Raw genomic sequence first — 25,383 nt, 5'->3', positions numbered from 1 at the left:
ATCTGACCTCTTTGCGTTAACAACAGGCCGGTTTTGTCCATTTTTCAGTTGAAAAAAAGCCGGATTTAGCTGACTTTAGCTGTCCCAGGTAAGGTGCCAGATGCTAGTACGCAACTTACCATTAGAAGTGATGTGGTATGATTAAAACCCCATGTTTGTCCAAAGGCGGCACTGTGAAAAATGAATTGTAAAATAAAATACATGACTCCTGATTGTGTAAGTCTATTTGGAAATAACGGGATACATACCGTTCCAGAATGTTTTGATAATAATCATGGTTTAATTTTTCTTTATTCCTAGCTCGTTCAATTATGTCTTCGTGCAGACTTGAAAATACCTCAATTAAGTCATCCTTATCCCCATTTAACATGGCATGAAAAGCAGCAGCAGCAAATAACTCATTTGCAGGACCTGCAGACAGCCAGTGACTGCTTTCAATAGAATTAATGGACTCCCTCAAACGCCAGAGACCCAAGCGCATTGCCTGATCGTTTAAAAGTTTCAGTAATGGTGGATAAGCATAAATGTCCGTACCAAACAGCCTGCGTGGTACACTCAGATCTGCAAAGGTCACATGTTTTACAGAGGCTAGCGCTTCCTGTATTTCATCCTGACCATATTGCATCGTGAGCGCCTTTAATAACGTCGATTTTACAGGCAGGGGAGAACCTGCCGCTTTTATGCCGCTGAACATTCCTCGGGTTTTGCTCACGGGAATAGTGTCCTTCATCATCCTGTTAATCAACGCAGGGGCAATAATGATGTTATCCGCTGTATTGGCCCCCCCTTTGGAATTCGGATATATGTGACATAACTCCAGCTCCAGCCAGGGTATCAGGCGTTTAATAACCTGCCCCTGTGAATCAATAACCCTTTGCCCATTTAGAGTATTGTAAGCTTTCTGGTAGTCTGCTTTGCGCTGGTACAACCGGATGAGATCAGCAATGTCATCAGGGCTGGTGATACTTCCCAGCCCGAGGGGATTATTCTTTAGCTTGGACTCTACGTTGATCCAGTAAGAATGTTTTACCAGACTGACAATGGCATCGTCATCTATGAGCCTTCTATCTTTATTACGATGCCCAATACAACAATACCGTTGATTGCGAGTACCAGACAGGCTAATACCACAGGGCGGGTACTGACACGTCAGATTCCACCTTTGCGCTCTTTTAGCTGCATTAGAAAGCTTACCCTGATAATGTACAGAACATAAGCGGAATTTACGCTCATCAGGTAATTCACCAATTGAGAGCGTACAGTTATTTCTTTTACAAATAGCCATAATAAGACTCTTATCATAGTTAATCATGTTGCATGATAAATAAATAGCCACTCATTAATCATGATCATAATTGATGGTATTTTTTAATATATCGTTAGTAATTAAGATGTTTATGTCTCAAATGAATCTGAAATATACTAGTGGTTTAATAATAAATTAATTGTTAGTACTCTTTTCATCACGTGGCATTGCTAAGTGGGCAGCAGATAACGCTGCATTTATGGTCGTTCGGCAATAGTAGTTGATGATGCCAGACGACGTTTCAGCAACCAATCATCCAGTTCAGACTCAAGCCAGCCGACAGATTGCATGCCTAGGCGACGTTGTTTAGGGAATGTGGCGTCATATCGTGGTGACTTGGGGTTAATCCAGTCGTAGATGGTAGAACGGGCTACGCCTATCTTGTTGACAACACTAGACATACGCAGGATTTTAATTTGTTGAGTGTTCATACCGATTTGTTCCTTGTTGGCCCTGTATGGATGGGGCTAACTTTACCGAGAGGGCAAAATGGGATCCAGATATGTACCAAAAGTAAAAAAAAACTGTGGAATGTGACGTTTTAAGAGAGGTTGGGATGACAGACGATAGTGTTCTGGATGGCATTTTTGATTCAGTAAAGAGCGAAGCTGAGCGTTTTATATCGTGCTACAGCGGTAGTGATGATGATGTCAGTAGTTACAATGAACTCCGTGACCGGTGCGAGAGTAAAGCAAAAGAAAAAATTAATAAATTCAAGGAGGAAGGCTGCCACATCCTGGATGATGATTTTGAATGCATGCTTTACGATGCTAATTTTTCTGCACAATGGAATGGAAAGTTTGGAACGTATCTTGCCATTGCATTCTTCTTTTACCACTGGGGGCAGTATTGTTATTCCTCTGGGCACCGGCGTGAAGGATTGCTATTTATGGCAAGAGCAGCTGGTTGTGGTGGAGTCTGGCAGGGGGCTGGGCTATACGCTGACCGTGTAGAGACTGCTGAATTGGCGTTAAAGAAAAAGCAAGATCATGGAAAGAAGGGAGGAGAGGCTACTGGCTCGGCTTTAGCACCCGCACGGGATGAGTTGAAGCGGTTGCTTAAAATAAACTGCCCGGCAGAAGGATGGAAAACTAAAACTGCAGCAATCGGTGCCGTTGTAGATCAACTTGAGGTTTTTGTTAAAAAACACAAAATAAATTTGAAAACCGATAATCTTGATAATGCCATATTAACATGGTGTAAGAGATATGATGATTTACGAGACGTATTGGATAGTTCTTTAAAAAAGAACATGAAAAATAACCGCGTGGATTGATTTTACCCATATGGACATTGGCATTGTGGTGAAGGAGTACATTTAAACAGCCGAAACCGGTAAGCATCCACCTATAAGCAACTCGCTTTTAAAGATGGAATCAATGCCGCCTTCACAGAAGGCGGCATTTTAACTAAACTATAACTTAACATCATCGTATGTTTTCTACCCAACGAGCCGCATTCTTTTTATCCCCACCTCAATGATAGTTCCGCGATCTGCAGCCATCACGAAGTCAGCCCACCATTGCATCATAGGTCGCCGCTGTTCCAGATAATCGCTGCGATTATAAGCGCGACGAACCTCATTCTTATCCACGTGGGCCAGTGCAGCTTCAATAACATCAGGCGGAAAGCCTTGCTCGTTGAGGGCTGTACTGGCAATAGATCTAAGACCGTGTGAAACGAGCACCCCACCAAAACCTGCGCGTTTCAGCGATGCGTTAACTGTCTGGCTGTTCATCGGCTGGTTTGGCTTGATGCGGCTAGGAAAGATAAATTCTCGATTTCCTCTCAACGGCTTCATCATCTCCAGAACAACCAATGCTTCATCTGACAGTGGGACGGTATGGTCACGGTTCATTTTCATCCTTAATGCGGGGATTTTCCATTCTCGTGCTTCCAGATCTATTTCATCCCAGCGAGCTTCAGCCGCTTCGGCAGGGCGGGTAATAGTAAGAAGTTGCCACATGAACAGGCAGCGTGTTGAGAGGCTAATGCTGGCTGTTCGCATTGTCTGCATCAGTTGAGGTAGCTGATCCGGTCGAATGCTGGGCATGTTCTTTTTCTGAGGTTTCTCGAAGGCTTTACCGATATTAACGCTGGGAACAGCATCAATCAGTCCTGTGTTTTGGGCATAGATCATGACCTCATTAATGCGCTGGCACAGGCGACGAACGGTTTCCAGTGCTCCTCTGGCCTGAACCGGTTGCACGGCCTGAACCAGTGTATGAGCTTTAATATCTGTAACGCTAACGTCGCCAATCGCAGGAAAGACATCTCTTTCAAGAGAGCGCCAGATATCTTCCGCATAGTCCTCTGTCACACTAGCTTTCTTCACATTCCACCAACGTTCAGCTACGAGCTGGAAAGTATTTGTTTTGGCTTCCAGCGAACTGCGCAATTGTTCTTGCTGATGTTCCTGCGGATCGATCTGTTTAGTTAGGAGTGAGCGGGACTCTGCTCGGTAGTTTCTGGCATCGGCAAGGGTAACTGACGGGTAGGGGCCTATGCTCTTCTTTGCTCGTTTCTTGGTGACAGGGCGAATGTAGCGAAACTGCCAGATTTTACTCCCGCTGGATTTGATGAGTAGCTCAAGGCCATCGCCATCATAGAGAACGTAGTCCGCTTCTTTGGGTTTAGCAGATTCGATTTCCTTAACGGATAGAGGTTTGGTTTGTCTTGCCATTGCCGGGTTTCCATAGTTTTAGGCACCTCAAAAACAATATAGCTTTATGAGGTGCCTAACAAGGTGCCTAAAAGGTTCGGATTTAATTAGTTGGCATCAGACTTCGCGGGATAAATTCAAGGCACAAAAAAGCCCGCAGGGCTTGCGCCGTGCGGGCTCTTAGGACTTCATCGGATGACTCTGGTAATCACCGATGGAGAATTTTGGTGGAGCTGGCGGGAGTTGAACCCGCGTCCGAAATTCCTACATCCTATTTACATTACAATGAAAACAGTTATTTTCCTTTTATATCACGTGGTTAGATTTATGAGGTGTTAACGCGTTTGATGTTGTTTCAGTCCTCTGCCGCCATTCTGTCGCCATCTAGGAAGGAGTATTCAAATAATTTGTCAATTGAGTTCTCGAGCTTGAAAAAATCAGTTAAGGGATAGAAAGAATCAAAAAGTTCCTCATCAAAATTTTCTATTCCATAAAAATGTTCTCTCCGTTTTAATTTATGTATGGCTTGTTGTCTTGCCGAATCTTCATTGTCAATTACATCATAATCAAGGGTTTTTAAAACTTGCCAGGAAATAGGTTGGGTTAATTCAAACATTGACGATAATTTGGGGCAAAAATCATGAGACAATGTTTGTGAATAGGTTATTTTGGGAGGTAATACAACATTTATCGATCTTTTGTTTTGTGTTGTTCTTTTAATTTTTGTTGACCGATATGCTATACCCATTACATTAGATCTGTTTCTTCGACTAATCCATTGCATAAGCAAATTTGGTATTATGTATTCTTGGTTGAATGATGCGTTTTTTGCTTTTTTTATAAAGCTACAAGCTATTATCAATGGATACAACGTCAAGTAAGATAACTGTGTAATGATACTAATTTCAGAGTACTGCAAATGCTTCGGTATATGTAATGCTCTAAGTTTCCCAAAAAGTATATCAGATGCAAAGTTCAGAACTTTAGCATTATCATCGTTTGAAGAAAATGATGATAAATATAATTTATTAAAATCAGGTTTGTCCATTTCTTGCCAGCATATATATAATGAAGAACCCAAGTAAAGGCAGGGCAATCCGGCAACCGAGTATCGTTGAGCATTTACAAGGTGCCGTAGTTTAAATGGGATATGAAACATTTCTTCACGTGTAATGAGAGGTGAGTCTGATTTTCTAACTCGAAAAAGCGGGGTCATTTTGTTGCAAATTTCATTTAATGGAATTGATATGTTTTGTATGTATTTTGATATTGTAGTATCATTAAATATTGAGTCGAAACTATCATATGCAGTCTTTATATCCCCTGATAAAAAATGTTGTAAGCACTCAGTTATACCAATTGATATAATTTTTGTTTTTTCCAATCTTCTTGATAATTTTCTCGCGAAACCATTATTCATTTCAGAAATATGAGATTCTAAAAATTTTAAATACCTATCGCAAATATCTCTATATTCAGTAATTATATCTTTTTTGATTGTAAAAGGAGGTCTTAAAAAATCTGTTTTATGCATGTCTAAAAAAATATTAATACCATCGCTGATATTATCTTTATTTCTGATCATGATTATATCTCGATAAAATAGCTAAAGGGTTTTTAGTTACTGCATCTTCTAAATGTTCAGGTGCAAAATGCGCATAAATCATAGTCATTTTTATATCGGTATGACCGAGAATATCTTTAAGAACAAGTATGTTTCCACCATTCATCATAAAGTAACTAGCGAATGTATGACGTAGTACGTGTGTACATTGTCCCTCTGGCAGAACGATGCCAGCCCGCTTCACTGCGCGCTCGAACGCTTTTCTACATGGAGTGAACAACTTCCCTCTGTTTTTGGGGAGTTCGTCATACAGATCCTGAGATATCGGTACGGTTCGGTTTTTCTTGCCTTTGGTTTTGGTATAGGTGATCCGGTATTTAGATAACTGATGGCCCTGCAGGTTTTCGGCTTCACTCCACCGCGCGCCGGTGGCCAAGCATATTTTTGCAATACTCAACAAGCTGGGGCTTTGAGAGTCAGCGCAGGCATCAAGCAGGCGTTTAATTTCGTCCGGGGCCAGGAATGCCAGTTCTCCCTCTGCAATTTTGAATGTAGGCAGCCCGGCGAGCGGGTTAGGCGCTGACCAGTGGCCCAGCTTTTTCAAGGTGCCAAAAACGGATGATAAGTTACGCTGTTCCAGGTTTACCGTGCGGGGCTTTACTGGCGACATTAGCGTGCCGTCTTCGTTTCGTATCTCACCTTTTAATCGTGCTTCTCGATATCTGGTAAAGTCACCGGCTGTTAGCTCCGATGCGATGGGATCGCCTAGGCCGTTACAAATAATGTTGAGTTTCGCCATCAGGCGCTTGGGGTCTGCGAGCGTCTGGCCATAAAGGGAGTGCCACTGCTCAATCAATTCTGACAAACGCCGCCGATCTTCCTTTTCACCCAGCCACGGCTTTTTGTTCACTTCATGCATGGTGAAATTTTCGAATGCTATAGCCTCGCCCTTTGTCGCAAATTGCTTGCGCACGCGCTTGCCGTCCCGCCCGTTCGGATAGCACTCGCACAACCACTTTCCGTTCGGCTGTTTTCTGATGGTCATGTTCAGATGCTCTTTATGACTTTAACTGCCCGGCCTACGACCTCAATATCATCAAGGCTGCACTCAAAAGATGATTCGCCCTGCTGGACAACTAATCGATTACCGGGGATTCGTGCAAGCTTTGCCATCGTTTTTATCCCATCGATATCGACGAGCCATGTACCGTTTACTGGCGGAGTGCCGCTACGGTCAACGAGATAGGAACCATCATCCGTATGGATGAGCCACGGATTAGCTATGTTGTGAGGGATCAGGCTGTTATCTAGTATGACTTTTCCATGGTCAACTAAAGCTCCACCATCCAATGTGGCCTTGTCAATTTCAGGTGCTACTACCTCGGATAACGGTTTGATGTGGGAGTGGTTCACAAAACCAAAACTATTTTCCTGAGCATTATTATCATTTTTATCTCCCTGCCCGGTAGCTAACCAAAGTAGCGAAACCCCAGTTTCAAGAGCGCACTGTATAACCCATTCCGCGGGAAAACTATCCCTTAAATATCTGTTTGCCATAGTGCTTTTTGAAACAGAAAGATGGTCGCATAGTTGCTGTCGAGAGTTGAATTTATAAGCCTTAATCAGCCTATTGATTGCTTCACGTCCTCCGCTGTCATTGCCAACCTTGATAGATCTCATAAGCAAAACCCTTGACGTATATAAAATGTGATCTTAGTATTCGATCGAGGTTAGAAAAACAAACCTCAACCAAATAAAACGAGATAAAACGAAACCAAACCAAGAGATACTGCACTATGAGCACAGATATTTCAATTCGTGTACCAAAAGAGATGGCAACTCCTGCAGAGTTCGCGGAATGGGAAGGTATTTCACGCGGTTCTGTTTATCAAAAAATCCACCATGGAAAACTCGCTAAGTACATGGTAAAGAAAGAAAAAAATAAAGGTCGTGTAAGTTTGCGTTACCTGATGTACAAAACCGATCAGGTTCGTGAGTCCCTTGGTCACTCCAACTTCCGCATCATCGTTGGTCAGTAAGTCCAATTATGAGAACTTTTGGAGCGACGAACATGTTTGATTTCAGGATTTCCAAACATCCACATTTTGAAGAGGCCTGCCGGGCTTTCGCGCTGCGTCATAACATGGCGAAACTGGCAGAACGCGCGGGAATGAATGTCCAGACACTGCGTAATAAGCTAAACCCTGACCAGCCGCACCAACTTACCGCACCGGAAATCTGGCTGCTTACTGATCTGACCGAGGATTCCGCATTGGTTGATGGTTTCCTGGCGCAGATCCACTGCCTGCCGTGCGTGCCGCTAAACGAAGTCGCTCGGGAGAAAATGCCGGACTACGTACTGAAAGCCACGGCAGAAATCGGCCGCGTAGCTGCTGGCGCTGTTTCCGGCGAAGCGCACACAACGGCAGGGCGCCGCCAGATTGTTGATAGCATCAATTCAGTTACTCGACTGATGGCATTAACCGCAGTGACGTTGCAGGCGCGCCTGCAGGCAAGCCCGGCGATGGCCAGCACCATTGATACAGTCACTGGCCTGGGTGCCTCGTTTGGTTTGATCTGAGGTGGCTATGTTGACTAAACAACCATCACTCGCATCGCTGCTCGTTAAGCAAAGCCCATCACCTCATTTCGGGCATGGCTGGATCATGGGGAAGGATGGCAAGCGCTGGCATCCGTGCCGCTCGCAGGATGCGCTGCTGGCTGAACTGCGTACTACTAAACAGGGGAAACCATGGCTATTGAAGGCGATTCTGCGACTGTTCCACTAAGTCCGGGGCATCGGCTGGATGGCCTGAATCATATTGCAGAGCTTAGGGCGAAAGTGTTCGGCTTGAATATAGAACCTGAACTGGAGCGTTTTATTAGCGATATGCGGGACCAGCGAGATATTAACCATAAACAGAATGAGCGTGCCTTAGCCGCCATATTCTTTATGGCTAAGATTCCGGCGGATCGTCATAACGTCAATATGAATAAGCTGACGACTGACGAAAAGCGGGAGCTGATAAAAGCAATGAACCATTTTCGTGCAGTGGTGAGCTTATTTCCAAAGCGGCTAACCATGCCGAATTAACCAGTAACAGAAATTAATGGCGTAAACCCGCCGGGCATTCTTTTGCCAAAATTCAGGAGAAACAACAATGCGAAATATAGAAACCCGTTCCAACAAAATCGGCCCGGATGATGCAGGTCTTAACCAGATACTGACAGAGGCCCGCATGGAAGAACGCCGTGCACGTGCTGCGGCAATGGCCGCCCGCCTTGATAGCCTGGCGTGTCACATCACATCGCGCCAGCTTACTCACGTTGAGGCGGCGGAGCTGCTGCGCGTTACTGCGGAAAACATCCAGAACGAAGCGCAGGAGATCCACTAATGTCTGATTCTATGGACCTCGTACAGCAGCGCGTTGAAGAAGAACGCCAGCGGCACATCCACACCGCCCGCAGTAAAGCGCCGGGCGTTTCCCGCGTTTTATGCATCGAATGTGATGCGCCAATCCCGCCCGCTCGCCGCCGTGCGCTTCCCGGCGTGCAGTGCTGCGTCACCTGTAAGGAAATCGCAGAGCTGAAAGGCAAACACTACAATGGGGGTGCTGTATGAGCACCATCCTGAAATGGGCGGGCAATAAAACCGCCGTCATGCATGAGCTGAAAAAGCACCTGCCTGCAGGCCCGCGACTGGTTGAACCTTTCGCGGGTTCCTGCGCTGTGATGATGGCGACAGAGTATCCTCATTATCTTGTCGCGGATATTAATTCAGACCTGATTAATCTTTATAAGCAGATTGCATTTGACTGTGAGAAGTTCATTTCAAATGCAAAACATTTCTTTTTAGGCACAAATAGCGCAGAGTCTTATTACAACATCCGTCAGGACTTTAATCATTCGTCTGAAATCACCGATTTCTGGAAAGCTGTATTTTTCCTTTATCTAAATCGCCACTGTTATCGTGGATTGTGCCGTTATAATAGGAAAGGTGAATTTAACGTTCCATACGGGAATTATAAAAAACCATATTTCCCGGAAGACGAAATCAGAGCATTTGCAGAGAAAGCAAAACGCGCCACCTTCATTTGTGCCAGCTATGAGGAAACTTTAGCAATGGTCAAAGTAGGTGATGTGATTTATTGCGACCCACCTTATGACGGTACATTTACCGATTATCACACTGATGGTTTCAATGAGCTTGAACAGCGTCGCCTGGCGACGACTCTTGATGTACTGGCATCAGCAGGCCATCAGGTTGTTGTGTCGAACAGTGAAACCGAGCTGACGAACTCGATTTACCAGAGTTTTACCCGCCACCGTATTAACGCAAAACGCAGTATGGGCGTTGCCGGTGGTGATGGTAAGTCTGCAACTGAAATTATCGCTGTTTCTCAACCTCTGATCTGGTCCGGGTTTGATCTGGCAGCGTATCCAGTCGTGAGTGCGTCTTACGAAACTTTCCAAAGAGAGTATTTGTGTGAGCCATCACGACGTTAAAAACTACGGCGGTGCAGATGATGCCGCCACTGCTTTTGTCTGGAATGCCCCGAAAAAAGCGGTTAACCCGTATGTGGACCCGGCGGAAGTTGCGCCGGTGTCTGCGCTTTCAAACCTGATCGCCCTCTACGCCAGCGACAACGAGCAGGAGCAGCTGCGCCGTGAGGCGATGAGCGATGAGGTCTGGGAACGCTATTTCTACAATGAAGCCCGTGATCCTGTTCAGCGTGAAATGGAGCAGGACCGGCTGATCAGCCGTGCCAAAATGGCCCGCGAGCAGCAGCGGTTTAATCCCGATCTGGTGATTCTGGCAGACGTAAGCGCTGAACCATCACATATCAGCAAGCCACTGCTTGAGCGCATTAAATATTTCGAGGGCCTGGGAAAGCCGAAGGCATATTCCCGCTATCTACGTGAAACCATCAGGTCGTGCCTTGAACGCCTGGAGCGCGTGCGTGCCAGCCAGGTTTCTGCGTCATTCCGGTTTATGGCGAGCCACGACGGGCTGGAGGGCCTGCTGGTTCTGCCGGAAATGAACCAGGAGCAGGTTAAGCGGTTATCTACCCTGGTGGCGGCACACATGAGCATGTGTCTGGATGCTGCCTGCGGTGAGCTGTTTACGGATGAAGACGTTACGCCAGAAGAGATCCGCCGGTCATGGGAAAGGGTGGCCGCTGAGGCCATGCGCCTTGATGTTATCCCGCCTGCCTTCGAGCAGCTGCGCCGCAAAAAGCACCGCCGTAACCCGGTACCATACGAACTTATTCCGGGTTCGCTTGCCCGTATGCTCTGTGCTGACTGGTGGTATCGCAAGCTGTGGCAGATGCGGTGTGAATGGCGGGAAGAACAGCTGCGCGCCGTCTGCCTGGTTAACAAAAAGGCGTCCCCGTATGTCAGCTATGAGGCCGTGATCCATAAACGCGAACAGCGCCGCAAATCGCTGGAGTTCTTCCGCTCGCATGAGCTGACCAATGAGCAGGGCGATACGCTGGATATGGAAGACGTGGTAAACGCCAGTAGCAGCAATCCGGCGCACCGTCGTAATGAAATGATGGCCTGTGTTAAGGGGCTGGAGTTAATCGCGGAAATGCGCGGAGACTGCGCGGTGTTTTATACCATCACCTGCCCGTCACGCTTTCACGCAACGCTCAATAACGGCAGGCCAAACCCGAAATGGACCAGTGCAACGGTCCGGCAGAGCAGCGACTATCTGGTGCATACGTTCGCCGCTTTCCGCAAGGCGATGCACAAAGCCGGGCTGCGTTGGTATGGCGTCCGCGTTGCTGAGCCACACCATGACGGCACCGTGCACTGGCACCTGCTTTGCTTCATCCGCAAAAAAGACCGCAAGTCCATCACTGCGCTGCTGCGTAAATTTGCCATCCGTGAGGACCGCGAGGAGCTGGGAAATAATACCGGCCCTCGCTTTAAATCTGAGCTGATCAACCCGCGCAAGGGGACGCCTACCAGCTACATCGCGAAGTACATCAGTAAGAACATCGACGGCCGCGGCCTGGGTAATGAAATCAGCAAAGAAACCGGCAGATCACTGCGGGACAATGCCGAACATGTCAATGCCTGGGCTTCGCTGCATCGCGTCCAGCAATTCCGCTTTTTCGGTATACCGGGCCGCCAGGCTTATCGCGAGCTGCGTTTGCTGGCAGGCCAGGCCGCGCGACAGCAGGCCGATAAAAAAGCAGGTGCGCCGGTACTGGATAACCCGCGTCTGGATGCCGTGCTGGCGGCAGCCGATGCCGGGTGTTTTGCCACCTACATCATGAAACAGGGCGGCGTACTGGTTCCGCGTAAACATCACCTGGTCCGCACGGCTTATGAACTCAATGACGAGCCATCAGCCTATGGCGATCACGGCATCCGTATTTATGGCATCTGGTCCCCGATTATTGAGGGCCGGATTTGCACGCATGCGATGAAGTGGAAAATGGTTCGTAAGGCCGTTGACGTTCAGGAGGCGCCAGCCGACCAGGGCGCTTGCGCCCCTTGGACTCGTGGCAATAACTGTCCCCCTGTGGAAAAAATGAACGAAAACGGGGCAGGAAGCGGACCGGATTTACCGGATATTACAGGTATGGATGAGCGGGAGCTGCAGGATCATCTCCATAGCATGACTAAAAAGGAGCTGAGGGAGCTAAACGCACGGCTTCGCATGGTTAAGCCTAAGCGCCGGAAAGGGTACAGGCAGGATGTGGATAATCAGCAGCGCCTGCAGCTGGAGTATGAACTTAAATCGAGAGGCTTTGATGGTTCGGAGGCGGAGATCAATCTGCTTCTGCGCGGTGGCAGTATTCCATCCGGTGCCGGTCTGCGTGTCTTTTACCGGAACCAAAGGCTGCAGGAAGATGATAAATGGCGCCAGTGGTACTGATGATGGGGGCGCATTTTTCGCCTTTTTTCTGCTACATCGGACACATCTGATTGAATGATAAAAAGTATTTTACAACTTAAAAAACGTATTATACTGTATGTATATACAGTATTTGTTGTCCGTATGTAGGGATGTGGCATTACATATCCTGTAGTGAGGATCGGAGGGAAAAATGCAGGACTATCTTTTGGAGTCGTTGAAGCTCCAGCGTATTGATTTTTTTATCAAGCTTGTAGCGGCTAGTGAGTGCAGCGATGAAGAGAAGCGGCTTGCTATCCAGTGGGTCTCAGAGCTGACTGATGAATTAATGGCGAAAATACGTAACCATGAATATGGCCGGTCAATGGACGTTTCCAGTTAAGGGGAATCTCTATGCGTGTCGAAATAATGATTGATAAAGAACAGAAAATTAGCCCTGCGACACTGGTAGCTCTTGAAAATGAGCTTTACCGCAACCTGTGCCCTCTGTATCCCAAAACCACGATCCGCATTCGAAAAGGCAGCGCCAATGGCATCGAGTTAAGCGGGTTAAAACTGGATGAAGATAAAACGCGCGTAATGGAAATAATGCAGCAGGTCTGGGAGGACGACAGCTGGACGCATTAAGCGCATTAACCAAAACCCGGCAGGCGATAAAACTGGCTTTTAGCGCCTGCAGGGTTGAACAACGAGATCCGCGAGGCGTTAGCCATGGGTGGGAAGGACAGTAATTATCAGGTGGTTTATCGTGGTGAGCTTCTTCCGCATTATATCCCTGGCGGCTGGGTCTTTTTTCAGCGTCCCAAGGAGTGCGGCGGGGGGGGGGGTTAGGCCGCACCTATGAGGACTGCTTCTGGCTTGAGCTGGAATTTCCCGTTTTGTTGTATGACGGTCTGGGCTTTTTGATGGAAGTCATCATGATAGAGCAGCGAAGCGATGAATTTGACGCGAATTACTCCCTCTTTGATTAAATGCATGGGCTCAGACTAGGATGGGTGATTCCGAGCCTGCAACGGAGAGTGTCGATTGGCATATGCGACTAAGGTTTTTGCGAATAGATAGTAGTGAATAAGTTGTTTTGCACCAGCCATTGCGAGGACGTGGAGCACTTCATCATCACCAAGTTAACAATCCTTTTGAAGTCAGCTTCAAGATCACTCCGAAAAATCGGTTCATGGTGAGCTATTCGATTACGCAGATTCCTAATATGCTCAAGTTCATCATGGATATGGATACGCTTAAGCTGTTTTGCCATTTTTTTATCCATATTAGGGAAAATGCGCTCAATGTGGTTATCCCAGATTCGCCCAAAGTGTCGGTTCGTGAACATTTGCTGCCAGAAATAAAAGCTTAATTCCGGAATAACTTGGCCCACCGTTTGTAAGCCTTCTCTCGCTGTTTCTAATTCCTGCCTTCTGCGAAAAGGTAAACTTTTAATGAATGTTGCATTCCAAGCCCACCGTTGACCGTAAATTTCTTCCAGAGCATCTGATACAGCATTGCGAATAACCACTTCGCAGATTTGTATAGACGCAAACAATGCTGCGGACACTTGGGCATTCCAGGCGTACAGTCTGAGTGCTGACATGTAATCATGCGCCATTGCAGCCTCGTAGGTAGACATGCGGGCGTGTGATAGTGCAAAACGAACGGATTCCATGTCCTCTTGAGTCATAATTGACATCCTACCCTCCAGGCGTATACAATCTTTCCCGAGAGCCACGGGCCTTGCGGGCGAAAGCCTCCTCCCGGGACACAAGAATACAGCAGTACTAAAGAAACCCGCTTAGCGGGTTTTTTTACGCCCATCATTTCTTTAATCCACCTTTGCGTGTTACCTGCTTGGTATCTTCTTTGGCTTTCAAAACTTCGGGCGCGAGTTCACGGAGCTTTTTAACCAATCCTGACAGATCGTATTCGTTACTGAGTTTTCCATTATCATCCGCAGAACGAACGATCCTGACGAGTAAACCAGCCTGCTCAAGTTCTGCCATATATCGTTGAATTTGGCGTGTACTTAGCCCTAATCTGTCAGATAGCGCTTGCTTGCTTGGGTATGGTTTTCGGCCTGCCTCCCACCAAAAATCTGCCAGTTGCAACAGAACTGCGAGTTGGGAAGGGTTTAGACCTAAGCGTTGCTGGCAGCGTAGTAAAAGTGATGGGATTATGCAGAACCCGGCCTTCATCACTTCTTTTCCCCATTTTTCATCGGCTACCCGGCCAGACTTTGCTTTGGCTGGGCTGCTTGAAACTGTAGCTTGGTCGTTGCTTTCATTATCGCTTGTAACTATATTCATCTAAGTTCTCCGTGTTTTCAATAATCACACTTTATACCCTTATTGCAGTAAGTTATAGCATTCACCACTAGTTGCATATGTCTCTAGGGTAGGGGGTGAAAATGTCTCATAGCCTCCAGGCGGAAAAGTCTCCCTAATAAGGATAATCGGGAAATCAGGATAATCGGAAAGATACCAATGAGGATATACTGAGGGACTAGTCGCAGATGTCTACAGGGCAAGCTAAAAAATTTTTTCCCCCATACCGTTACCAGAACATAATGAACGTGCATGCCTATGCCGCATGAATCCGCATGATCGTTACAGGATCGTTTTAGCTCCGACCCGCCAGTATTGGCGGGCTTTTTCTTTTCTCATGCAGGTGCATGAAAACCACTACACAAAGCGGGCAGGCGTGGCGGGGATACGAGCGCGCGCGGAGGGGGACTGGTGGTCAGAATGCGGCGCAATGTCAGGGCCGCTGGAGCTTCGGTAATGCCGGGTCAGGTCGGAGGGTCAAAAAAAGAGCGCCCGCAGGATGGTGCTGTGGCGCTCTGGTTGGCTCAAAAAACAGAGCTACTTTTTCTGCTTTTTATCATTGTGATCAAAAGCCAAGCGTGAAGGAGGCTTGCTCGGAGGAGGAGGAGGAGGAGGAGGCGGCGGCGGTGCCTTTGCCTTATCATTTTTTTTCATTGCTAGTAATCCTTTTAGACTCGGTTGTTGGATCACCATAACTTTCTCGCACCATCCTTGATGGTGGCTTGGCGGGAGGCGGTGGCGGTGGCGGTTTTTGCGTTGCTATTTTCTTGGTTTCAGCCATGTTTATCCTTAATATTTTTTCGATGTTCCTTCGATTTAGAATCATCTTCCATCACAGAACGTCTTAATGGAGGAGTTGGAGGTGGTGGCGGTGGTGGTTTTTGATCATTCCTAATGTTACTCATCAAATTCTCCTGACATTTTCTAGAGGGACAATTAGGTAATTGGGTTTATTGTCTTTTCTGGGTGAGGCTGCATCCAGATCGGCACCTAAGAAAAGCATAACTCCTATGATTAGAGGAATCCATGACCAAACTAGGTATTTGGTCGATTCAAAAAGGTTGCTTGACCTCAGTTCATTCTTTTCAGTATTCCAGCTTGCGCATTCTCTAAGCTCTGTAGTGATGTATTCCCAAAGCTTGCGGTCTGGATTATGACTATCATCATATTCAATCTCGTTATCGTCGCAATATTTTCTATAAATAACCTCATAGTCGATAAGCGCCTTATGATGTTCATACAATACATTCGGTGTCGGGCAATACTGAAATTCATTACCCCACATCACATTCTTTAGAAGCAATGATGACCAAAAAAGCAAAGCAAATGAAACTAAAGTAAAGACTGTCGAAATTGTAGCGAAAACGGGATGTTCTTCATATGATGTGTTTTTTACAAGGTAAGTCAATATTGTTGCTGTTATTACGGTGAAACCAAAGATTGCCTGAGCACGCGTGTGTATTTTGTCTTTATTTTCTATCTCTGAAAAATAAAGCTTCTCATAAAATTCTAGGGTTCTTTCTTCTTTCATTTATATATTTCTAATATAAAGTAAAACTCAAACATATCATTTTTTAGTCAGAAAAAAAGCCACTTGAGGTGGCTTATGTTTTTTTATTCTGATAACTCATAAGAAGAAAACTTTATGACATCCTCGCCAAGCCAGTCATTCAGTTCTTCGAAACGCCTTTGCAGCGGCATGAGTTCATTGCGCACAAACACCTTACTAGCCTTCTCGACATCGCCAAATCCCCCAACATTACTAGGCATAATCCCCATCATCTGCGGCGGTACGCGGTGTGCTGCCATCATGTCATCGCGGCTCACATTCTTGATGTTCAGAAACTCATCTTTCGCCGCGACCTCCGACAGCGGGATGATCTGGATGCCGTCCTTTTTACCGTTGGGCGAATACATAAACAGGTTGCGGAAGTTGCCCGGCCCTTTGGCGCTTTTCATAGCCTGGCGGATGTTGTTCACGTCCTCCTGATTCTGTGCTGCGTCTGTCATGTACATGATGAAGCCGGCATGGCTACCGTTAATGTAATACTTACGGCGGAATAGAGTCGCAGACTCGTTCAGCAGGGTTGACGGGATGGCAGAGAGATAACCGGGCAGCCCGTAGATTTCCTGGTTAATGTCCGGCTCCATCAGGTGAAAGATGCTCCCTTTGGTGAACTCATAAGGCTGGGTGGTCATGCCGTACTGCACGAACCAGTAAGTATCAAGGTCAATCCCGCGCCGGGTGTACTTCGCCAGTGATGGCTCCAGTGACAGGACGCCGCCCAGCCTGTTCGTCCGTTTTTCCAGATAGGCGTTACCGAACACAAGATAGTCCTGGACGAAACGGGCAAAAGCCTGCTGGCTGAGCAGGAGGTGGGGGATGTAGGTACTACTGAGAATGTCACGCTTAACGGCAATCGGTGAGCTGTGATGTACAGCGGCGCGATAGGTCCGCGCCAGCCCGTCAAAGCTCACCGGCGGCTCATACCAGCGGTCCATTTGCACACATTCTACGTAGTCCAGAAGTTCGCGGCGGTCCAGTACCGGAATGGGATCGCCAAAGCTGAACGCCTGGGTAGTCGCTGCATCATTGGGTTGTACGTCAGGTGGCATCACATCCTGTGCGGTATTCTCAGTCATTAAAAAATCTCCACAATGTTGCTGGTATTGGCGGCTTCGCCCTGCAGCGGTTCGTTAAACAGTGCGTGCATCGTTGCCCAGGCCAGATCGGCGTGGCTGGCTTCTTCGCTGCGGCTGGCTTCGTAGGTAGGGCGGTTTCCGCTGGCGGTGGTGGCGCGGCGGATAGCCATAAATGACTGCGCAATGTCGGTATGCCCGGCGTCAAACTCCAGACGGCGGTGGCTGATAATGTCGTATGCCTTGAGCACCAGGGCGTTTTTGACGTTGGGGTTATAGACAAACTCCCGCACGGCAGGGAAAAAGCCTTTTACGTTTTCATAAACACCGTGACCGACGCCGGTGGAGTCAATGCCGATGTAGGTCACGTTATACTGCTGAGTCAGTTTGCGGATGGCTTCTGCCTGGGCGCGGAAGTCCATTCCGCGCCACTGGTGACGCTCAAGGATGCGGAACTTACCGCCGGGCACCGTCGGCGGGGCAATGACTACGCAGCCAGCGCTGTCGCCGTTCTGGGTACCTTTCGACGGGTCATAGCCGATCCAGACTTCGCGCCAGCCGAACGGACGCAGGGCCAGCGCCTGAAAGTCTTCCCAGATTTCCCAGCTGTCCACCATGCAGGCCTGCAGGTCAGCCAGGGGGAAAACGGAGGCGAGATCGTCGATGAATTCACACATCAGCAGGTTCTGGTACTCATCGGGGCTGTACTCCAGGCGCAGCTGGTCGAGGTCGAACAGGTTGCAGCCACCGCGCACGGCGTCCTCCACCGTCACGATCTGTCTGAACTGACCGTCAGCGCAAAGCAGACCGGCAGCAAGGGCTGAGTGGGTCAGGTCGATATCAACGCGATCAGCTTTTGCCCGCCCGCGATTGAACAGGGCGCCGGACCAGAACGGGTAAGCGCTGTGCGTCAGGCTGGAAGGCGTGGAGAAATAGGTCTGGCGCCATTTCTTGTGCAGCGCCATGCCGGAGGCGACTTTACGTAGCTCCTGAAATTTCGGGATCCAGAAATACTCATCAAGATACAGGTTGCCGTGGTAGCTCTGTGCGGTGCGGGCGTTGGTCCCGAGAAAATACAGCGTGGCGCCGTTTGGCAGCACCATGGGATCGCCTTTTAATTCTACGTCGACTTCTTTGGCAAACTCGATGATGTACTGCTTAAAAACATGCGCCTGGGCTTTACTGGCTGACAGGAAAATCTGGTTTCGCCCTGTCATCAGGGCGTCCATCAGCGCTTCACGCGCGAAATAATACGTAGCGCCGATCTGGCGCGATTTAAGCACGTTGCGGATGCGGTGCTTAATTCCTGCTTCCCACCAGTGGCGCTGATATTCAAACATTCCGTTGCGGAAAATTTCTTCCAGCTTTTCGATCTGTTCGTCAGTAAACAGGTTCTTTTCTGGTGTCTTGCGGGGGCCGCGGTTGCGGTTTTGCACGTTGGGGTTAAGGTCCGCCTCATTACCGCCGTTGTTAAATTTACCGATGCGGGCGTGTCGTTCTGACTGGCGGGCCAGCAGGTCTATTTCTTTAAAGTCTTTCCCTTCCTTGTGCTCCTTCATGATGAGCTGGCAATAGCGGGCGGCAGTGGTGAGCTGCATCTGATCGAGTGGGCCATATTCGCCCCACTTGTCGCGCTTTTTCCAGCTGTGAACGGTTGCAACTTTTTCGCCCAGCATTTCAGCAATGCGGGCTACGCGGTATCCCTGAAAATACAGCAGTAATGCCTGCCTGCGGGGATCGAGGTCTGCGGGGGTCATCGTTTCCATGGCACAAACATACGGCCTTGCCTGGCGCCTTTCCCCGGCTGGCCTTTGTATGGTTTACCGCACAAGGTCCGCGCGTTGTTTCACCCCCTCCATCACAGCAACCATAAGGCCTCACAGAGTTATTTGATGGAGTCGGTCACATGGCTGTAAAAGCAAAGCGCTTCCGCATCGGTGTGGAAGGGGCAACGACAGACGGGCGCAATATTGAGCGCGCCTGGCTGGAACAGATGGCGGCGAGCTATGACCCGCAGGTGTATACCGCGTTGATTAATCTGGAGCACATCAAGGGTTACACCCCTGATAGCCCTTTCCGCCGTTTCGGGACCGTGGATAAGCTGGAGGCAGAGGAGATTGCAGACGGCCCGCTGAAAGGGAAGCTGGCCCTGTATGCGTGGATCACCCCGTCAGAGGACCTGGTGGCGTATACCCGTAATCTGCAAAAGCTGTTTACCTCGATGGAGGTCAATACCAGTTTTGCCGATACCGGCAAAGCCTACCTGGTTGGCCTGGCGGCGACGGATGATCCCGCAAGCCTCGGTACTGAAATGCTGCAGTTTAGCGCCAGCGCCAGAAGTAACCCCCTGGCAGGCCGCAAGCAAAACCCTGAAAACCTCTTTACCGCCGCCGAAGAAACGCTGATCGAGTGGGAAGAAGTCCAGGACGATAAACCCTCCCTGTTTTCCCGCGTTGCCGCGATGTTCACCAAAAAAGAACAGAACGATGAAGCACGTTTTTCTGACGTGCATCGCGCGGTTGAGCTGATTGCTACTGAACAGCAAAACCTGAGCGAACGCACTGAACACTCCCTGTCTGCGCAGGATACGCGCATTGCTGAGCTGGAAGCCTCCCTACAGGAACAGCAGACCGCTTTTGCTGAACTGGAGCAGCGGCTGAGCCAGGAAGACAGCCGCAAAGATTATCGCCAGCGCGCGCCAGGCGGAAACGCACCGGCAGGCACACTGACCAATTGCTGATGGAGCATAAGAACCGATGAAAAAGAAAACCCGTTTTGCCTTTAACGCCTACCTGCAGCAGCTGGCACGCCTGAACAACGTGGAAGTGGAAGAACTTTCCAGCAAATTCACCGTTGAGCCGTCGGTACAGCAGACGCTGGAAGACCAGATCCAGCAGTCCGCTGCCTTTCTGACACTGATTAACATCACCCCGGTGGATGAGCAGTCAGGCCAGCTGCTGGGTCTGGGTGTCGGTAGCACAATTGCCGGTACCACGGATACCACCACCAAAGAGCGCGAACCAACTGACCCGACAGTAATGGCGGACGTGGAATACAAATGCGAACAGACCAACTTTGATACGGTGCTGACCTACGCAAAGCTGGACCTGTGGGCAAAATTCCAGGATTTCCAGGTACGGATTCGTAACGCCATCGTGAAGCGCCAGGCTCTGGACCGCATCATGATCGGGTTCAACGGCGTGAAGCGTGCCAAAACCTCTGACCGCGAAGCCAACCCGATGCTGCAGGACGTAAATAAGGGCTGGCTGCAAAAAATCCGCGAAGATGCGCCGGATCATGTCATGGGCAGCGAAACCAAAGAAGGCGTGACCACCAAAGGCGCCGTGAAGGTTGGTAAGGGTGGCGATTATGCCAACCTGGATGCCGTGGTGATGGATGCGGTCAACGAGCTGATCGACCCGGTGTATCAGGATGATGATGATCTGGTGGTGGTCTGTGGCCGTGAGCTGCTGTCTGACAAGTATTTCCCGCTGGTTAACAAAGACCAGGAGAACACGGAGAAGCTGGCCGCTGATCTGATCATCAGCCAGAAACGCATGGGTGGCCTGCAGGCTGTACGCGCGCCGTATTTCCCTGCGAATGCACTGCTGATCACCCGCCTGGATAACCTGTCAATTTACTGGCAGGAAGATACCCGCCGTCGTTCTGTTATCGATAACCCGAAACGTGACCGGATCGAGAATTTCGAGTCCGTCAATGAAGCGTATGTGGTTGAGGATTACCGCTGCGCGGCGCTGGTCGAAAACATCCAGATGGGGGATTTCAGCGCGCCAGCTGTACCGGAAGGCGAGGGGGCATAACGCATGAGCCTGAGTCCCGCACGGCAGCACCGCCTGCGCGTCCAGGCTGAACAGGCCGCCCGACAGGGCGGCAATGTTCGCCACGCGACGGGGTATGACCTGATGCTGATGCAGCTGGCGGAGGACCGCCGCCGGCTGAAAGGTATCCAGTCCACCGTGAAGAAAGCCCAAATCAAAGTGGAGCTGCTGCCCCGTTATTCCGCCTGGGTGGAGGGGGTGCTGGCTGCTGATGGTGCCCGGCAGGATGACGTGGTGATGTTTGTAATGCTCTGGCGTATCGATGCCGGTGATTATGCCGGTGCGCTGGATGCAGGGCGTCATGCGCTGCGGCACGGATGGGTGATGCCCATCGGAAACCGTAACGTCCAGACGGTGCTGGCAGAGGAAATGGCAGACGCTGCGCAGGCCGCCCTGCTGGCAGGTGAATCTTTCGATGCCGGGTTGTTACTGCAGACACTGGAGCTGACAGACGGCCAGGATATGCCAGACCAGTCACGGGCACGCCTGCATAAAGCGATTGGCGCTGTACTGACCGAAACCAGCCCGGCCTCCGCCCTGAATCACATCAATCATGCGCTGCAGCTTGATCCACGCTGTGGCGTCAAAAAAGAAAAACAGCAGCTGGAGCGCAGATTGCGCAATGACAGCCGTTAACGGAACGTGCCCCGCGCACGGGCGGCACGGGGTGGCGAAAGGCTTTTGCCACATCAAAACCCCGTCCACCGCCCACTATTTCAGGAGAAAGCCCGCATGAAGTTTGTTGCGCCTGAGCAGGCGCCGGAACAGGCGGAAATTATCAAAAATACGCCGTTCTGGCCCGATGTTGATTTATCAGAGTTTCGCAGCGTGATGCGGACGGATGGCACGGTGACGTCACCCCGTCTCGGACAACTCATCCGGTCTGCGATGTCAGAGGTCAATGCGGAGCTGTACGACTTCCGCAAGCGCCAGCAGGCGCTGGGATTTATGACGCTGGCCGATGTACCGGCGGACTTGCTGGACGGTAAAAGCGAACGCATTCACCACTACCACAACGCCGTTTATTGCTGGGCACGCGCGCAGGTGAATGAGCGTTACCAGGACTACGACGCCACGGCCTCCGGTGTGAAAAGGGGGGATGAGCTGGCGGAGGCCAGCGGCGATCTGTGGCGTGATGCGCGCTGGGCAATTAGTCGGGTGCAGGATGCGCCTCACTGTACGGTGGAGCTGATCTGATGAAAGTGCGTGCGTACCAGGGTGACACGGTGGACGCGCTTTGCTGGCGTCATTACGGACGCACGCAGGGCGTCACGGAGCAGGTACTGCAGGCAAATCCGGGGCTGGCTGAGCACGGCCCGTTCTTACCACACGGGCTGCAGGTGGAGCTGCCGGATATTGCCACCACTTCCACGGTGCAGACCGTCCAGTTATGGGACTGAAATATGACGCTTGAACGGATCAGCGCCTTCATCACGTACTGCATCGCTGTACTGCTGGCATGGATGGGAGATTTATCGCTTAAGGATGTGTCGACAGTGGGCGGTGTGTTGATTGGCGTGCTGATGCTGGCCATCAACTGGTACTACAAACACAAAACCTACCAGCTGCTGCGCGGCGGAAAAATTACACAGGGGGAATATGAATCCTTCAACCGTTAAACGCTGTCTGGTAGGGGCGGTGCTGGCGATTGCCGCCACCCTGCCGGGCTTTCAGCAACTTCATACCTCAGTGGAAGGGTTGAAGCTGATAGCCGATTACGAGGGTTGTCGCCTGCAGCCGTATCAGTGTGATGCGGGGGTGTGGACCGATGGCATTGGCAATACGTCCGGCGTGGTGCCGGGGAAGACCATCACGGAACGGCAGGCCGCCGGGAGTTTCATCACCAACATTTTAAGGGTGGAGAAGGCGCTGGATCGCTGTGTCCTGGTGAGCGTACCGCAGAACGTCTATGACGCGCTGGTATCGCTGGCCTTCAACGTGGGAACCGGCAATGCCTGCGGTTCAACCATGGTGAAGTTTATCAATCAGAAGCGCTGGCGCGATGCCTGCTATCAGTTGCCGCGCTGGGTATACGTCAAAGGCGTATTTAATCCGGGGCTGGACAACCGCCGCGCGCGGGAGCTGTCCTGGTGCTTAAAAGGAGCGTAACCATATGACGCGGACACTGGTGATAATTCTGGCACTGGTACTGGCTGCGTTGGGCTGGCAGTCATGGCGGATGAAGGAGGCCAGCCAGACCATCGAGCGGCAAGGGCGGGTTCTGAAAACGACAGGCGAAAAACTGGCAAAAACTAACAGCCAGCTGATCGCCTTGTCCATCCTGTCCGAAACCAATAACCGGGAACAGGCAAGGCTTTACGCGGCGGCAGAAAGTACAAACGCGCTGCTGCGAAGTCGTCAGCGCAGAATTGAGGAGTTAAAACGTGAAAATGAGGATTTACGCCGCTGGGCTGACACTCTTCTGCCTGCTGACGTTATCAGGATGCGCGAACGTCCAGCCCTCGCCGGAGGTGCTGCTTACCGTGAATGGTTGTCCCAGAGTGACGCAGTGCCGCCTGGAAAAGTCGGCGGCACGCACTAACGGTCATCTGCTGACCGCGCTGGATGAAGCGGAGGCGGCCTGGGCGGCCTGCGCCGACAAAGTGGACACGATAATTTCCTGTCAGGAGCGAAACAGTGAACAAGCCTCAATCTTTACGCCGCGCCCTGAATAACGCGGTGCCATATGTTCGCGATAACCCGGATAAGCTGCATTTGTTCGTTGATAACGGATCGGTGGTGGCAACCGGGGCAGCGTCACTTTCATGGGAATATCGTTACACCCTGAATGTGGTGATTGTGGATTTCAGCGGCGATCAGGGGTTATTGATGGCGCCGGTGGTGGCCTGGCTCATGGAGAATCAGCCGGATGCCATTCATAACCCGGAACTGCGGGAAAAGTTGCTTTCCTTTGAAGTCGATATTTTACGCAATGATATCTGTGATATCAGCCTGAATCTGCAACTGACAGAGCGTGTGATAGTCAGCGCTGACGGTGACGTGTCCAGCGTCGAAGCGGTGCCGGAACCGGACGAACCGGACGAAATGTGGGCGGTGAGCCGTGGCTGAGCTGCAGGAAGTTGACGCCTGGTTAGATGCGCTCTTGGCGGGTCTGGAGCCTGCCACACGTAAGCGCATGATGCGGGAGCTGGCGCAGCAGCTGCGCCGCAGCCAGCAGAAAAATATCAGGATGCAGCGCAACCCCGACGGGACGGCTTACGAGCCGCGTCGCGTGACGGCCAGAACGAAACAGGGCCGCATCCGTCGGCAGATGTTTGCAAAACTCCGCACCACAAAATACCAGAAAGCCCTCGCCAGCCAGGACGCGGCCAGCGTCGAGTTTGAGAGCCGGGTGCAGCGCATAGCCCGCGTGCATCACTATGGCTTGCGTGATCGGGTCAGCAGGAAAGGGATGGAGGTGCGCTATGCAAAACGCCGTTTATTAGGTATGAACCATGAAACTGATATGTTAATTCAAGGAAAATTATTTGACTATTTATCAGGGCCTAGTTGATTTTTATGGATATCACATGGGGCCGGATTGTGATTCATTTTTTTCTTTCTCCTTTTTTTTGTTCTCTTTGTCAATGTCTCTATCTTGTTTCATTTTTCTTGATGACCAATATAAAATTGGAATGCTAATTATCAAAAGGAAAATTGCTAAAGATTTTCCTTGTCCCCATGCACTTGGTGAACTATCAGAAAGAATGAGGAGAATAGCAGATGCAATACCTAGCATAATGGGTTCAACAGCTTCATCAGGTCCTTTAGTTACAAGCATATATGCTAATTGGAATCCGCACGAAAGGGCTAGAGCATTGGCAATGAATACAAGTGCTTTTATTCTTAATAATCCACCTGCTAAACCATGGTCTTTATAAAAAATGAGAGGTTCTTTAAATGGTGGAATGTTTAGCACAATAGGTTGCTCTAGGAACGATAGGGTTTGTAATACTTCAAAAAAACCTTTGGCTAAAAGTAATAGACTTAATGTAAGGAATATCCATTTCTGAATTCGCATTTGAAAGCTTTCAGCTGCATTTTCAACTGCCTTTTCATCCTTTGAAGTAAAAATCTTAAAGACTTCGATAAAAGGGTTTAATAAATCACAAAGTTTCCATTTATCTGAGTTAGCTGGCTTGTCAGTATGTTTTTCTGGTTGATTGTTTTCATCCATTTTCGTGTC

At 49.5% G+C, this 25,383-nt stretch carries 35 protein-coding genes and 1 pseudogene; 23 read left to right on the top strand and 13 right to left on the bottom strand.

The annotated features are described in order from the left end of the window. Positions 1 to 121: 121 nt before the first annotated feature. On the bottom strand, positions 122 to 1,336 hold the full coding sequence (locus ABLV52_RS17350; protein WP_348890672.1) for a hypothetical protein: 1,215 nt from the start codon (positions 1,334 to 1,336) through the stop codon (positions 122 to 124). Positions 1,337 to 1,503: 167 nt separating this feature from the next. Next, entirely contained in the window at positions 1,504 to 1,737 is a 234-nt protein-coding gene (locus tag ABLV52_RS17345) for an AlpA family phage regulatory protein (RefSeq protein ID WP_348890671.1), read from the bottom strand. A 125-nt stretch (positions 1,738 to 1,862) separates the two neighbouring features. On the opposite strand from ABLV52_RS17345, the gene ABLV52_RS17340 reads away from it, so the two are divergent. Beyond that, entirely contained in the window at positions 1,863 to 2,582 is a 720-nt protein-coding gene (locus ABLV52_RS17340) for a hypothetical protein (protein WP_348890670.1), read from the top strand. Positions 2,583 to 2,747: 165 nt separating this feature from the next. Here the strand turns inward: ABLV52_RS17340 and ABLV52_RS17335 are convergent, their stop codons facing one another. From ABLV52_RS17335 to ABLV52_RS17320, 4 genes are all read right to left on the bottom strand, one after another. Beyond that, the gene (locus ABLV52_RS17335) at positions 2,748 to 3,989 is read right to left on the bottom strand and encodes an integrase (RefSeq protein ID WP_348890668.1); all 1,242 of its coding nucleotides are present in this window, start codon (positions 3,987 to 3,989) and stop codon (positions 2,748 to 2,750) included. A 334-nt stretch (positions 3,990 to 4,323) separates the two neighbouring features. Next, positions 4,324 to 5,553, bottom strand: a complete 1,230-nt coding sequence (locus tag ABLV52_RS17330) for a hypothetical protein (protein ID WP_101988194.1) — start codon at positions 5,551 to 5,553, stop codon at positions 4,324 to 4,326. Further along, positions 5,540 to 6,577, bottom strand: a complete 1,038-nt coding sequence (locus ABLV52_RS17325; RefSeq protein ID WP_348890667.1) for a site-specific integrase — start codon at positions 6,575 to 6,577, stop codon at positions 5,540 to 5,542. Before ABLV52_RS17325 ends, ABLV52_RS17330 begins: the two co-directional genes overlap by 14 nt. Before the next feature lie 2 nt (positions 6,578 to 6,579). Beyond that, positions 6,580 to 7,212: a phage repressor protein CI gene (locus ABLV52_RS17320; protein WP_194445044.1), complete on the bottom strand. Its 633-nt coding sequence runs from the start codon at positions 7,210 to 7,212 to the stop codon at positions 6,580 to 6,582. A gap of 116 nt (positions 7,213 to 7,328) precedes the next feature. Here ABLV52_RS17320 and ABLV52_RS17315 point away from each other — a divergent pair, with 116 nt between their 5' ends. The 11 genes and pseudogenes from ABLV52_RS17315 (at position 7,329) to ABLV52_RS17265 (ending at position 13,374) form a co-directional block, all read left to right on the top strand. Further along, on the top strand, positions 7,329 to 7,571 hold the full coding sequence (locus ABLV52_RS17315; protein WP_032438893.1) for a Rha family transcriptional regulator: 243 nt from the start codon (positions 7,329 to 7,331) through the stop codon (positions 7,569 to 7,571). 32 nt (positions 7,572 to 7,603) lie between these two features. Next, on the top strand, positions 7,604 to 8,113 hold the full coding sequence (locus tag ABLV52_RS17310; protein WP_004174275.1) for a phage regulatory CII family protein: 510 nt from the start codon (positions 7,604 to 7,606) through the stop codon (positions 8,111 to 8,113). Positions 8,114 to 8,120: 7 nt separating this feature from the next. Continuing rightward, positions 8,121 to 8,321 carry a phage filamentation protein Fil family protein gene (locus ABLV52_RS17305; protein ID WP_004174277.1) on the top strand — a complete coding sequence of 67 codons (201 nt, stop codon included), beginning with the start codon at positions 8,121 to 8,123 and terminating at the stop codon, positions 8,319 to 8,321. Continuing rightward, positions 8,285 to 8,626 carry a DUF5347 domain-containing protein gene (locus ABLV52_RS17300; protein ID WP_101816934.1) on the top strand — a complete coding sequence of 114 codons (342 nt, stop codon included), beginning with the start codon at positions 8,285 to 8,287 and terminating at the stop codon, positions 8,624 to 8,626. Before ABLV52_RS17305 ends, ABLV52_RS17300 begins: the two co-directional genes overlap by 37 nt. Positions 8,627 to 8,693: 67 nt before the next feature. Next, positions 8,694 to 8,927, top strand: a complete 234-nt coding sequence (locus tag ABLV52_RS17295; protein ID WP_348890665.1) for a DUF2732 family protein — start codon at positions 8,694 to 8,696, stop codon at positions 8,925 to 8,927. Then, the gene (locus ABLV52_RS17290; protein ID WP_023305022.1) at positions 8,927 to 9,154 is read left to right on the top strand and encodes a TraR/DksA family transcriptional regulator; all 228 of its coding nucleotides are present in this window, start codon (positions 8,927 to 8,929) and stop codon (positions 9,152 to 9,154) included. The genes ABLV52_RS17295 and ABLV52_RS17290 overlap by 1 nt, the downstream gene beginning before the upstream one ends. Further along, a complete protein-coding gene (locus ABLV52_RS17285; protein WP_348890663.1) occupies positions 9,151 to 10,038 on the top strand; it encodes a DNA adenine methylase in 888 nt (295 codons plus the stop codon). Before ABLV52_RS17290 ends, ABLV52_RS17285 begins: the two co-directional genes overlap by 4 nt. Next, positions 10,019 to 12,424, top strand: coding sequence for a replication endonuclease (locus tag ABLV52_RS17280; protein WP_348890662.1), 2,406 nt, complete (start codon positions 10,019 to 10,021; stop codon positions 12,422 to 12,424). The genes ABLV52_RS17285 and ABLV52_RS17280 overlap by 20 nt, the downstream gene beginning before the upstream one ends. A gap of 172 nt (positions 12,425 to 12,596) precedes the next feature. After that, entirely contained in the window at positions 12,597 to 12,785 is a 189-nt protein-coding gene (locus ABLV52_RS17275; RefSeq protein ID WP_045387397.1) for a hypothetical protein, read from the top strand. Positions 12,786 to 12,796: 11 nt separating this feature from the next. Next, the gene (locus ABLV52_RS17270; RefSeq protein WP_045387395.1) at positions 12,797 to 13,030 is read left to right on the top strand and encodes a DinI-like family protein; all 234 of its coding nucleotides are present in this window, start codon (positions 12,797 to 12,799) and stop codon (positions 13,028 to 13,030) included. 84 nt (positions 13,031 to 13,114) lie between these two features. After that, positions 13,115 to 13,374: pseudogene (locus ABLV52_RS17265) on the top strand (hypothetical protein). Positions 13,375 to 13,442: 68 nt separating this feature from the next. Here ABLV52_RS17265 and ABLV52_RS17260 read toward each other — a convergent pair. The 6 genes from ABLV52_RS17260 to ABLV52_RS17235 form a co-directional block, all read right to left on the bottom strand. Continuing rightward, the gene (locus ABLV52_RS17260; protein ID WP_200891391.1) at positions 13,443 to 14,087 is read right to left on the bottom strand and encodes an Abi family protein; all 645 of its coding nucleotides are present in this window, start codon (positions 14,085 to 14,087) and stop codon (positions 13,443 to 13,445) included. Positions 14,088 to 14,211: 124 nt separating this feature from the next. Continuing rightward, a complete protein-coding gene (locus ABLV52_RS17255) occupies positions 14,212 to 14,700 on the bottom strand; it encodes a helix-turn-helix domain-containing protein (protein WP_086531359.1) in 489 nt (162 codons plus the stop codon). A 658-nt stretch (positions 14,701 to 15,358) separates the two neighbouring features. Continuing rightward, the gene (locus ABLV52_RS17250) at positions 15,359 to 15,499 is read right to left on the bottom strand and encodes a hypothetical protein (RefSeq protein ID WP_157843420.1); all 141 of its coding nucleotides are present in this window, start codon (positions 15,497 to 15,499) and stop codon (positions 15,359 to 15,361) included. A 123-nt stretch (positions 15,500 to 15,622) separates the two neighbouring features. Continuing rightward, positions 15,623 to 16,249: a hypothetical protein gene (locus ABLV52_RS17245; protein ID WP_179192463.1), complete on the bottom strand. Its 627-nt coding sequence runs from the start codon at positions 16,247 to 16,249 to the stop codon at positions 15,623 to 15,625. 83 nt (positions 16,250 to 16,332) lie between these two features. Beyond that, on the bottom strand, positions 16,333 to 17,334 hold the full coding sequence (locus tag ABLV52_RS17240) for a phage portal protein (RefSeq protein WP_348890705.1): 1,002 nt from the start codon (positions 17,332 to 17,334) through the stop codon (positions 16,333 to 16,335). A 26-nt stretch (positions 17,335 to 17,360) separates the two neighbouring features. Next, positions 17,361 to 19,124, bottom strand: a complete 1,764-nt coding sequence (locus ABLV52_RS17235) for a terminase family protein (protein ID WP_186962247.1) — start codon at positions 19,122 to 19,124, stop codon at positions 17,361 to 17,363. A gap of 140 nt (positions 19,125 to 19,264) precedes the next feature. On the opposite strand from ABLV52_RS17235, the gene ABLV52_RS17230 reads away from it, so the two are divergent. From ABLV52_RS17230 to ABLV52_RS17180, 11 genes are all read left to right on the top strand, one after another. Further along, complete coding sequence (locus ABLV52_RS17230; RefSeq protein ID WP_004174295.1) at positions 19,265 to 20,098, top strand: GPO family capsid scaffolding protein; 834 nt, start codon at positions 19,265 to 19,267, stop codon at positions 20,096 to 20,098. Positions 20,099 to 20,114: 16 nt separating this feature from the next. Further along, positions 20,115 to 21,179, top strand: a complete 1,065-nt coding sequence (locus ABLV52_RS17225) for a phage major capsid protein, P2 family (RefSeq protein WP_004174298.1) — start codon at positions 20,115 to 20,117, stop codon at positions 21,177 to 21,179. Positions 21,180 to 21,182: 3 nt separating this feature from the next. Continuing rightward, positions 21,183 to 21,833 (top strand): terminase endonuclease subunit, encoded by a 651-nt coding sequence (locus ABLV52_RS17220; RefSeq protein WP_004174300.1) that lies wholly within the window; start codon positions 21,183 to 21,185, stop codon positions 21,831 to 21,833. A 96-nt stretch (positions 21,834 to 21,929) separates the two neighbouring features. Beyond that, positions 21,930 to 22,394 (top strand): head completion/stabilization protein, encoded by a 465-nt coding sequence (locus tag ABLV52_RS17215; RefSeq protein ID WP_019704961.1) that lies wholly within the window; start codon positions 21,930 to 21,932, stop codon positions 22,392 to 22,394. Next, positions 22,394 to 22,597: a tail protein X gene (locus ABLV52_RS17210; protein WP_004144701.1), complete on the top strand. Its 204-nt coding sequence runs from the start codon at positions 22,394 to 22,396 to the stop codon at positions 22,595 to 22,597. The genes ABLV52_RS17215 and ABLV52_RS17210 overlap by 1 nt, the downstream gene beginning before the upstream one ends. A gap of 3 nt (positions 22,598 to 22,600) precedes the next feature. Then, the gene (locus tag ABLV52_RS17205; protein WP_004144702.1) at positions 22,601 to 22,816 is read left to right on the top strand and encodes an HP1 family phage holin; all 216 of its coding nucleotides are present in this window, start codon (positions 22,601 to 22,603) and stop codon (positions 22,814 to 22,816) included. Continuing rightward, positions 22,797 to 23,306, top strand: a complete 510-nt coding sequence (locus ABLV52_RS17200) for a lysozyme (RefSeq protein ID WP_100157469.1) — start codon at positions 22,797 to 22,799, stop codon at positions 23,304 to 23,306. The genes ABLV52_RS17205 and ABLV52_RS17200 overlap by 20 nt, the downstream gene beginning before the upstream one ends. A 4-nt stretch (positions 23,307 to 23,310) precedes the next feature. Beyond that, the gene (lysB, locus tag ABLV52_RS17195) at positions 23,311 to 23,739 is read left to right on the top strand and encodes an Rz-like lysis system protein LysB (protein WP_348890661.1); all 429 of its coding nucleotides are present in this window, start codon (positions 23,311 to 23,313) and stop codon (positions 23,737 to 23,739) included. Then, positions 23,624 to 23,872: an Rz1-like lysis system protein LysC gene (gene lysC, locus ABLV52_RS17190; protein WP_223847808.1), complete on the top strand. Its 249-nt coding sequence runs from the start codon at positions 23,624 to 23,626 to the stop codon at positions 23,870 to 23,872. The genes lysB and lysC overlap by 116 nt, the downstream gene beginning before the upstream one ends. After that, the gene (locus ABLV52_RS17185) at positions 23,835 to 24,266 is read left to right on the top strand and encodes a phage tail protein (RefSeq protein WP_002896172.1); all 432 of its coding nucleotides are present in this window, start codon (positions 23,835 to 23,837) and stop codon (positions 24,264 to 24,266) included. Before lysC ends, ABLV52_RS17185 begins: the two co-directional genes overlap by 38 nt. After that, positions 24,259 to 24,711: a phage virion morphogenesis protein gene (locus ABLV52_RS17180; RefSeq protein WP_348890660.1), complete on the top strand. Its 453-nt coding sequence runs from the start codon at positions 24,259 to 24,261 to the stop codon at positions 24,709 to 24,711. Before ABLV52_RS17185 ends, ABLV52_RS17180 begins: the two co-directional genes overlap by 8 nt. A 12-nt stretch (positions 24,712 to 24,723) precedes the next feature. Here ABLV52_RS17180 and ABLV52_RS17175 read toward each other — a convergent pair whose 3' ends face one another. Continuing rightward, a complete protein-coding gene (locus ABLV52_RS17175) occupies positions 24,724 to 25,374 on the bottom strand; it encodes a hypothetical protein (RefSeq protein ID WP_348890659.1) in 651 nt (216 codons plus the stop codon). Positions 25,375 to 25,383 lie beyond the last annotated feature (9 nt).

This window comes from Klebsiella sp. GB_Kp056, assembly GCF_040064755.1.
Taxonomy (GTDB): domain Bacteria; phylum Pseudomonadota; class Gammaproteobacteria; order Enterobacterales; family Enterobacteriaceae; genus Klebsiella; species Klebsiella quasipneumoniae.
This window is presented reverse-complemented; position numbering and strand designations above follow the sequence as displayed.

Coding starts and splice junctions, on each gene's coding strand:
- ABLV52_RS17260 (WP_200891391.1), bottom strand. CDS start 14,087: ATGTCAATTATGACTCAAGAGGACATGGAATCCGTTCGTTTTGCACTA.
- ABLV52_RS17295 (WP_348890665.1), top strand. CDS start 8,694: ATGCGAAATATAGAAACCCGTTCCAACAAAATCGGCCCGGATGATGCA.
- ABLV52_RS17175 (WP_348890659.1), bottom strand. CDS start 25,374: ATGGATGAAAACAATCAACCAGAAAAACATACTGACAAGCCAGCTAAC.
- ABLV52_RS17230 (WP_004174295.1), top strand. CDS start 19,265: ATGGCTGTAAAAGCAAAGCGCTTCCGCATCGGTGTGGAAGGGGCAACG.
- ABLV52_RS17215 (WP_019704961.1), top strand. CDS start 21,930: ATGAAGTTTGTTGCGCCTGAGCAGGCGCCGGAACAGGCGGAAATTATC.
- ABLV52_RS17285 (WP_348890663.1), top strand. CDS start 9,151: ATGAGCACCATCCTGAAATGGGCGGGCAATAAAACCGCCGTCATGCAT.
- ABLV52_RS17290 (WP_023305022.1), top strand. CDS start 8,927: ATGTCTGATTCTATGGACCTCGTACAGCAGCGCGTTGAAGAAGAACGC.
- ABLV52_RS17310 (WP_004174275.1), top strand. CDS start 7,604: ATGTTTGATTTCAGGATTTCCAAACATCCACATTTTGAAGAGGCCTGC.
- ABLV52_RS17220 (WP_004174300.1), top strand. CDS start 21,183: ATGAGCCTGAGTCCCGCACGGCAGCACCGCCTGCGCGTCCAGGCTGAA.
- ABLV52_RS17340 (WP_348890670.1), top strand. CDS start 1,863: ATGACAGACGATAGTGTTCTGGATGGCATTTTTGATTCAGTAAAGAGC.
- ABLV52_RS17240 (WP_348890705.1), bottom strand. CDS start 17,334: ATGCCACCTGACGTACAACCCAATGATGCAGCGACTACCCAGGCGTTC.
- ABLV52_RS17225 (WP_004174298.1), top strand. CDS start 20,115: ATGAAAAAGAAAACCCGTTTTGCCTTTAACGCCTACCTGCAGCAGCTG.
- ABLV52_RS17255 (WP_086531359.1), bottom strand. CDS start 14,700: ATGAATATAGTTACAAGCGATAATGAAAGCAACGACCAAGCTACAGTT.
- ABLV52_RS17250 (WP_157843420.1), bottom strand. CDS start 15,499: ATGGCTGAAACCAAGAAAATAGCAACGCAAAAACCGCCACCGCCACCG.
- ABLV52_RS17275 (WP_045387397.1), top strand. CDS start 12,597: ATGCAGGACTATCTTTTGGAGTCGTTGAAGCTCCAGCGTATTGATTTT.
- ABLV52_RS17270 (WP_045387395.1), top strand. CDS start 12,797: ATGCGTGTCGAAATAATGATTGATAAAGAACAGAAAATTAGCCCTGCG.
- ABLV52_RS17210 (WP_004144701.1), top strand. CDS start 22,394: ATGAAAGTGCGTGCGTACCAGGGTGACACGGTGGACGCGCTTTGCTGG.
- ABLV52_RS17305 (WP_004174277.1), top strand. CDS start 8,121: ATGTTGACTAAACAACCATCACTCGCATCGCTGCTCGTTAAGCAAAGC.
- ABLV52_RS17345 (WP_348890671.1), bottom strand. CDS start 1,737: ATGAACACTCAACAAATTAAAATCCTGCGTATGTCTAGTGTTGTCAAC.
- ABLV52_RS17315 (WP_032438893.1), top strand. CDS start 7,329: ATGAGCACAGATATTTCAATTCGTGTACCAAAAGAGATGGCAACTCCT.
- ABLV52_RS17205 (WP_004144702.1), top strand. CDS start 22,601: ATGACGCTTGAACGGATCAGCGCCTTCATCACGTACTGCATCGCTGTA.
- ABLV52_RS17330 (WP_101988194.1), bottom strand. CDS start 5,553: ATGATCAGAAATAAAGATAATATCAGCGATGGTATTAATATTTTTTTA.
- ABLV52_RS17300 (WP_101816934.1), top strand. CDS start 8,285: ATGGCTATTGAAGGCGATTCTGCGACTGTTCCACTAAGTCCGGGGCAT.
- ABLV52_RS17335 (WP_348890668.1), bottom strand. CDS start 3,989: ATGGCAAGACAAACCAAACCTCTATCCGTTAAGGAAATCGAATCTGCT.
- ABLV52_RS17320 (WP_194445044.1), bottom strand. CDS start 7,212: ATGAGATCTATCAAGGTTGGCAATGACAGCGGAGGACGTGAAGCAATC.
- ABLV52_RS17200 (WP_100157469.1), top strand. CDS start 22,797: ATGAATCCTTCAACCGTTAAACGCTGTCTGGTAGGGGCGGTGCTGGCG.
- ABLV52_RS17245 (WP_179192463.1), bottom strand. CDS start 16,249: ATGAAAGAAGAAAGAACCCTAGAATTTTATGAGAAGCTTTATTTTTCA.
- ABLV52_RS17235 (WP_186962247.1), bottom strand. CDS start 19,124: ATGGAAACGATGACCCCCGCAGACCTCGATCCCCGCAGGCAGGCATTA.
- lysB (WP_348890661.1), top strand. CDS start 23,311: ATGACGCGGACACTGGTGATAATTCTGGCACTGGTACTGGCTGCGTTG.
- ABLV52_RS17325 (WP_348890667.1), bottom strand. CDS start 6,577: ATGACCATCAGAAAACAGCCGAACGGAAAGTGGTTGTGCGAGTGCTAT.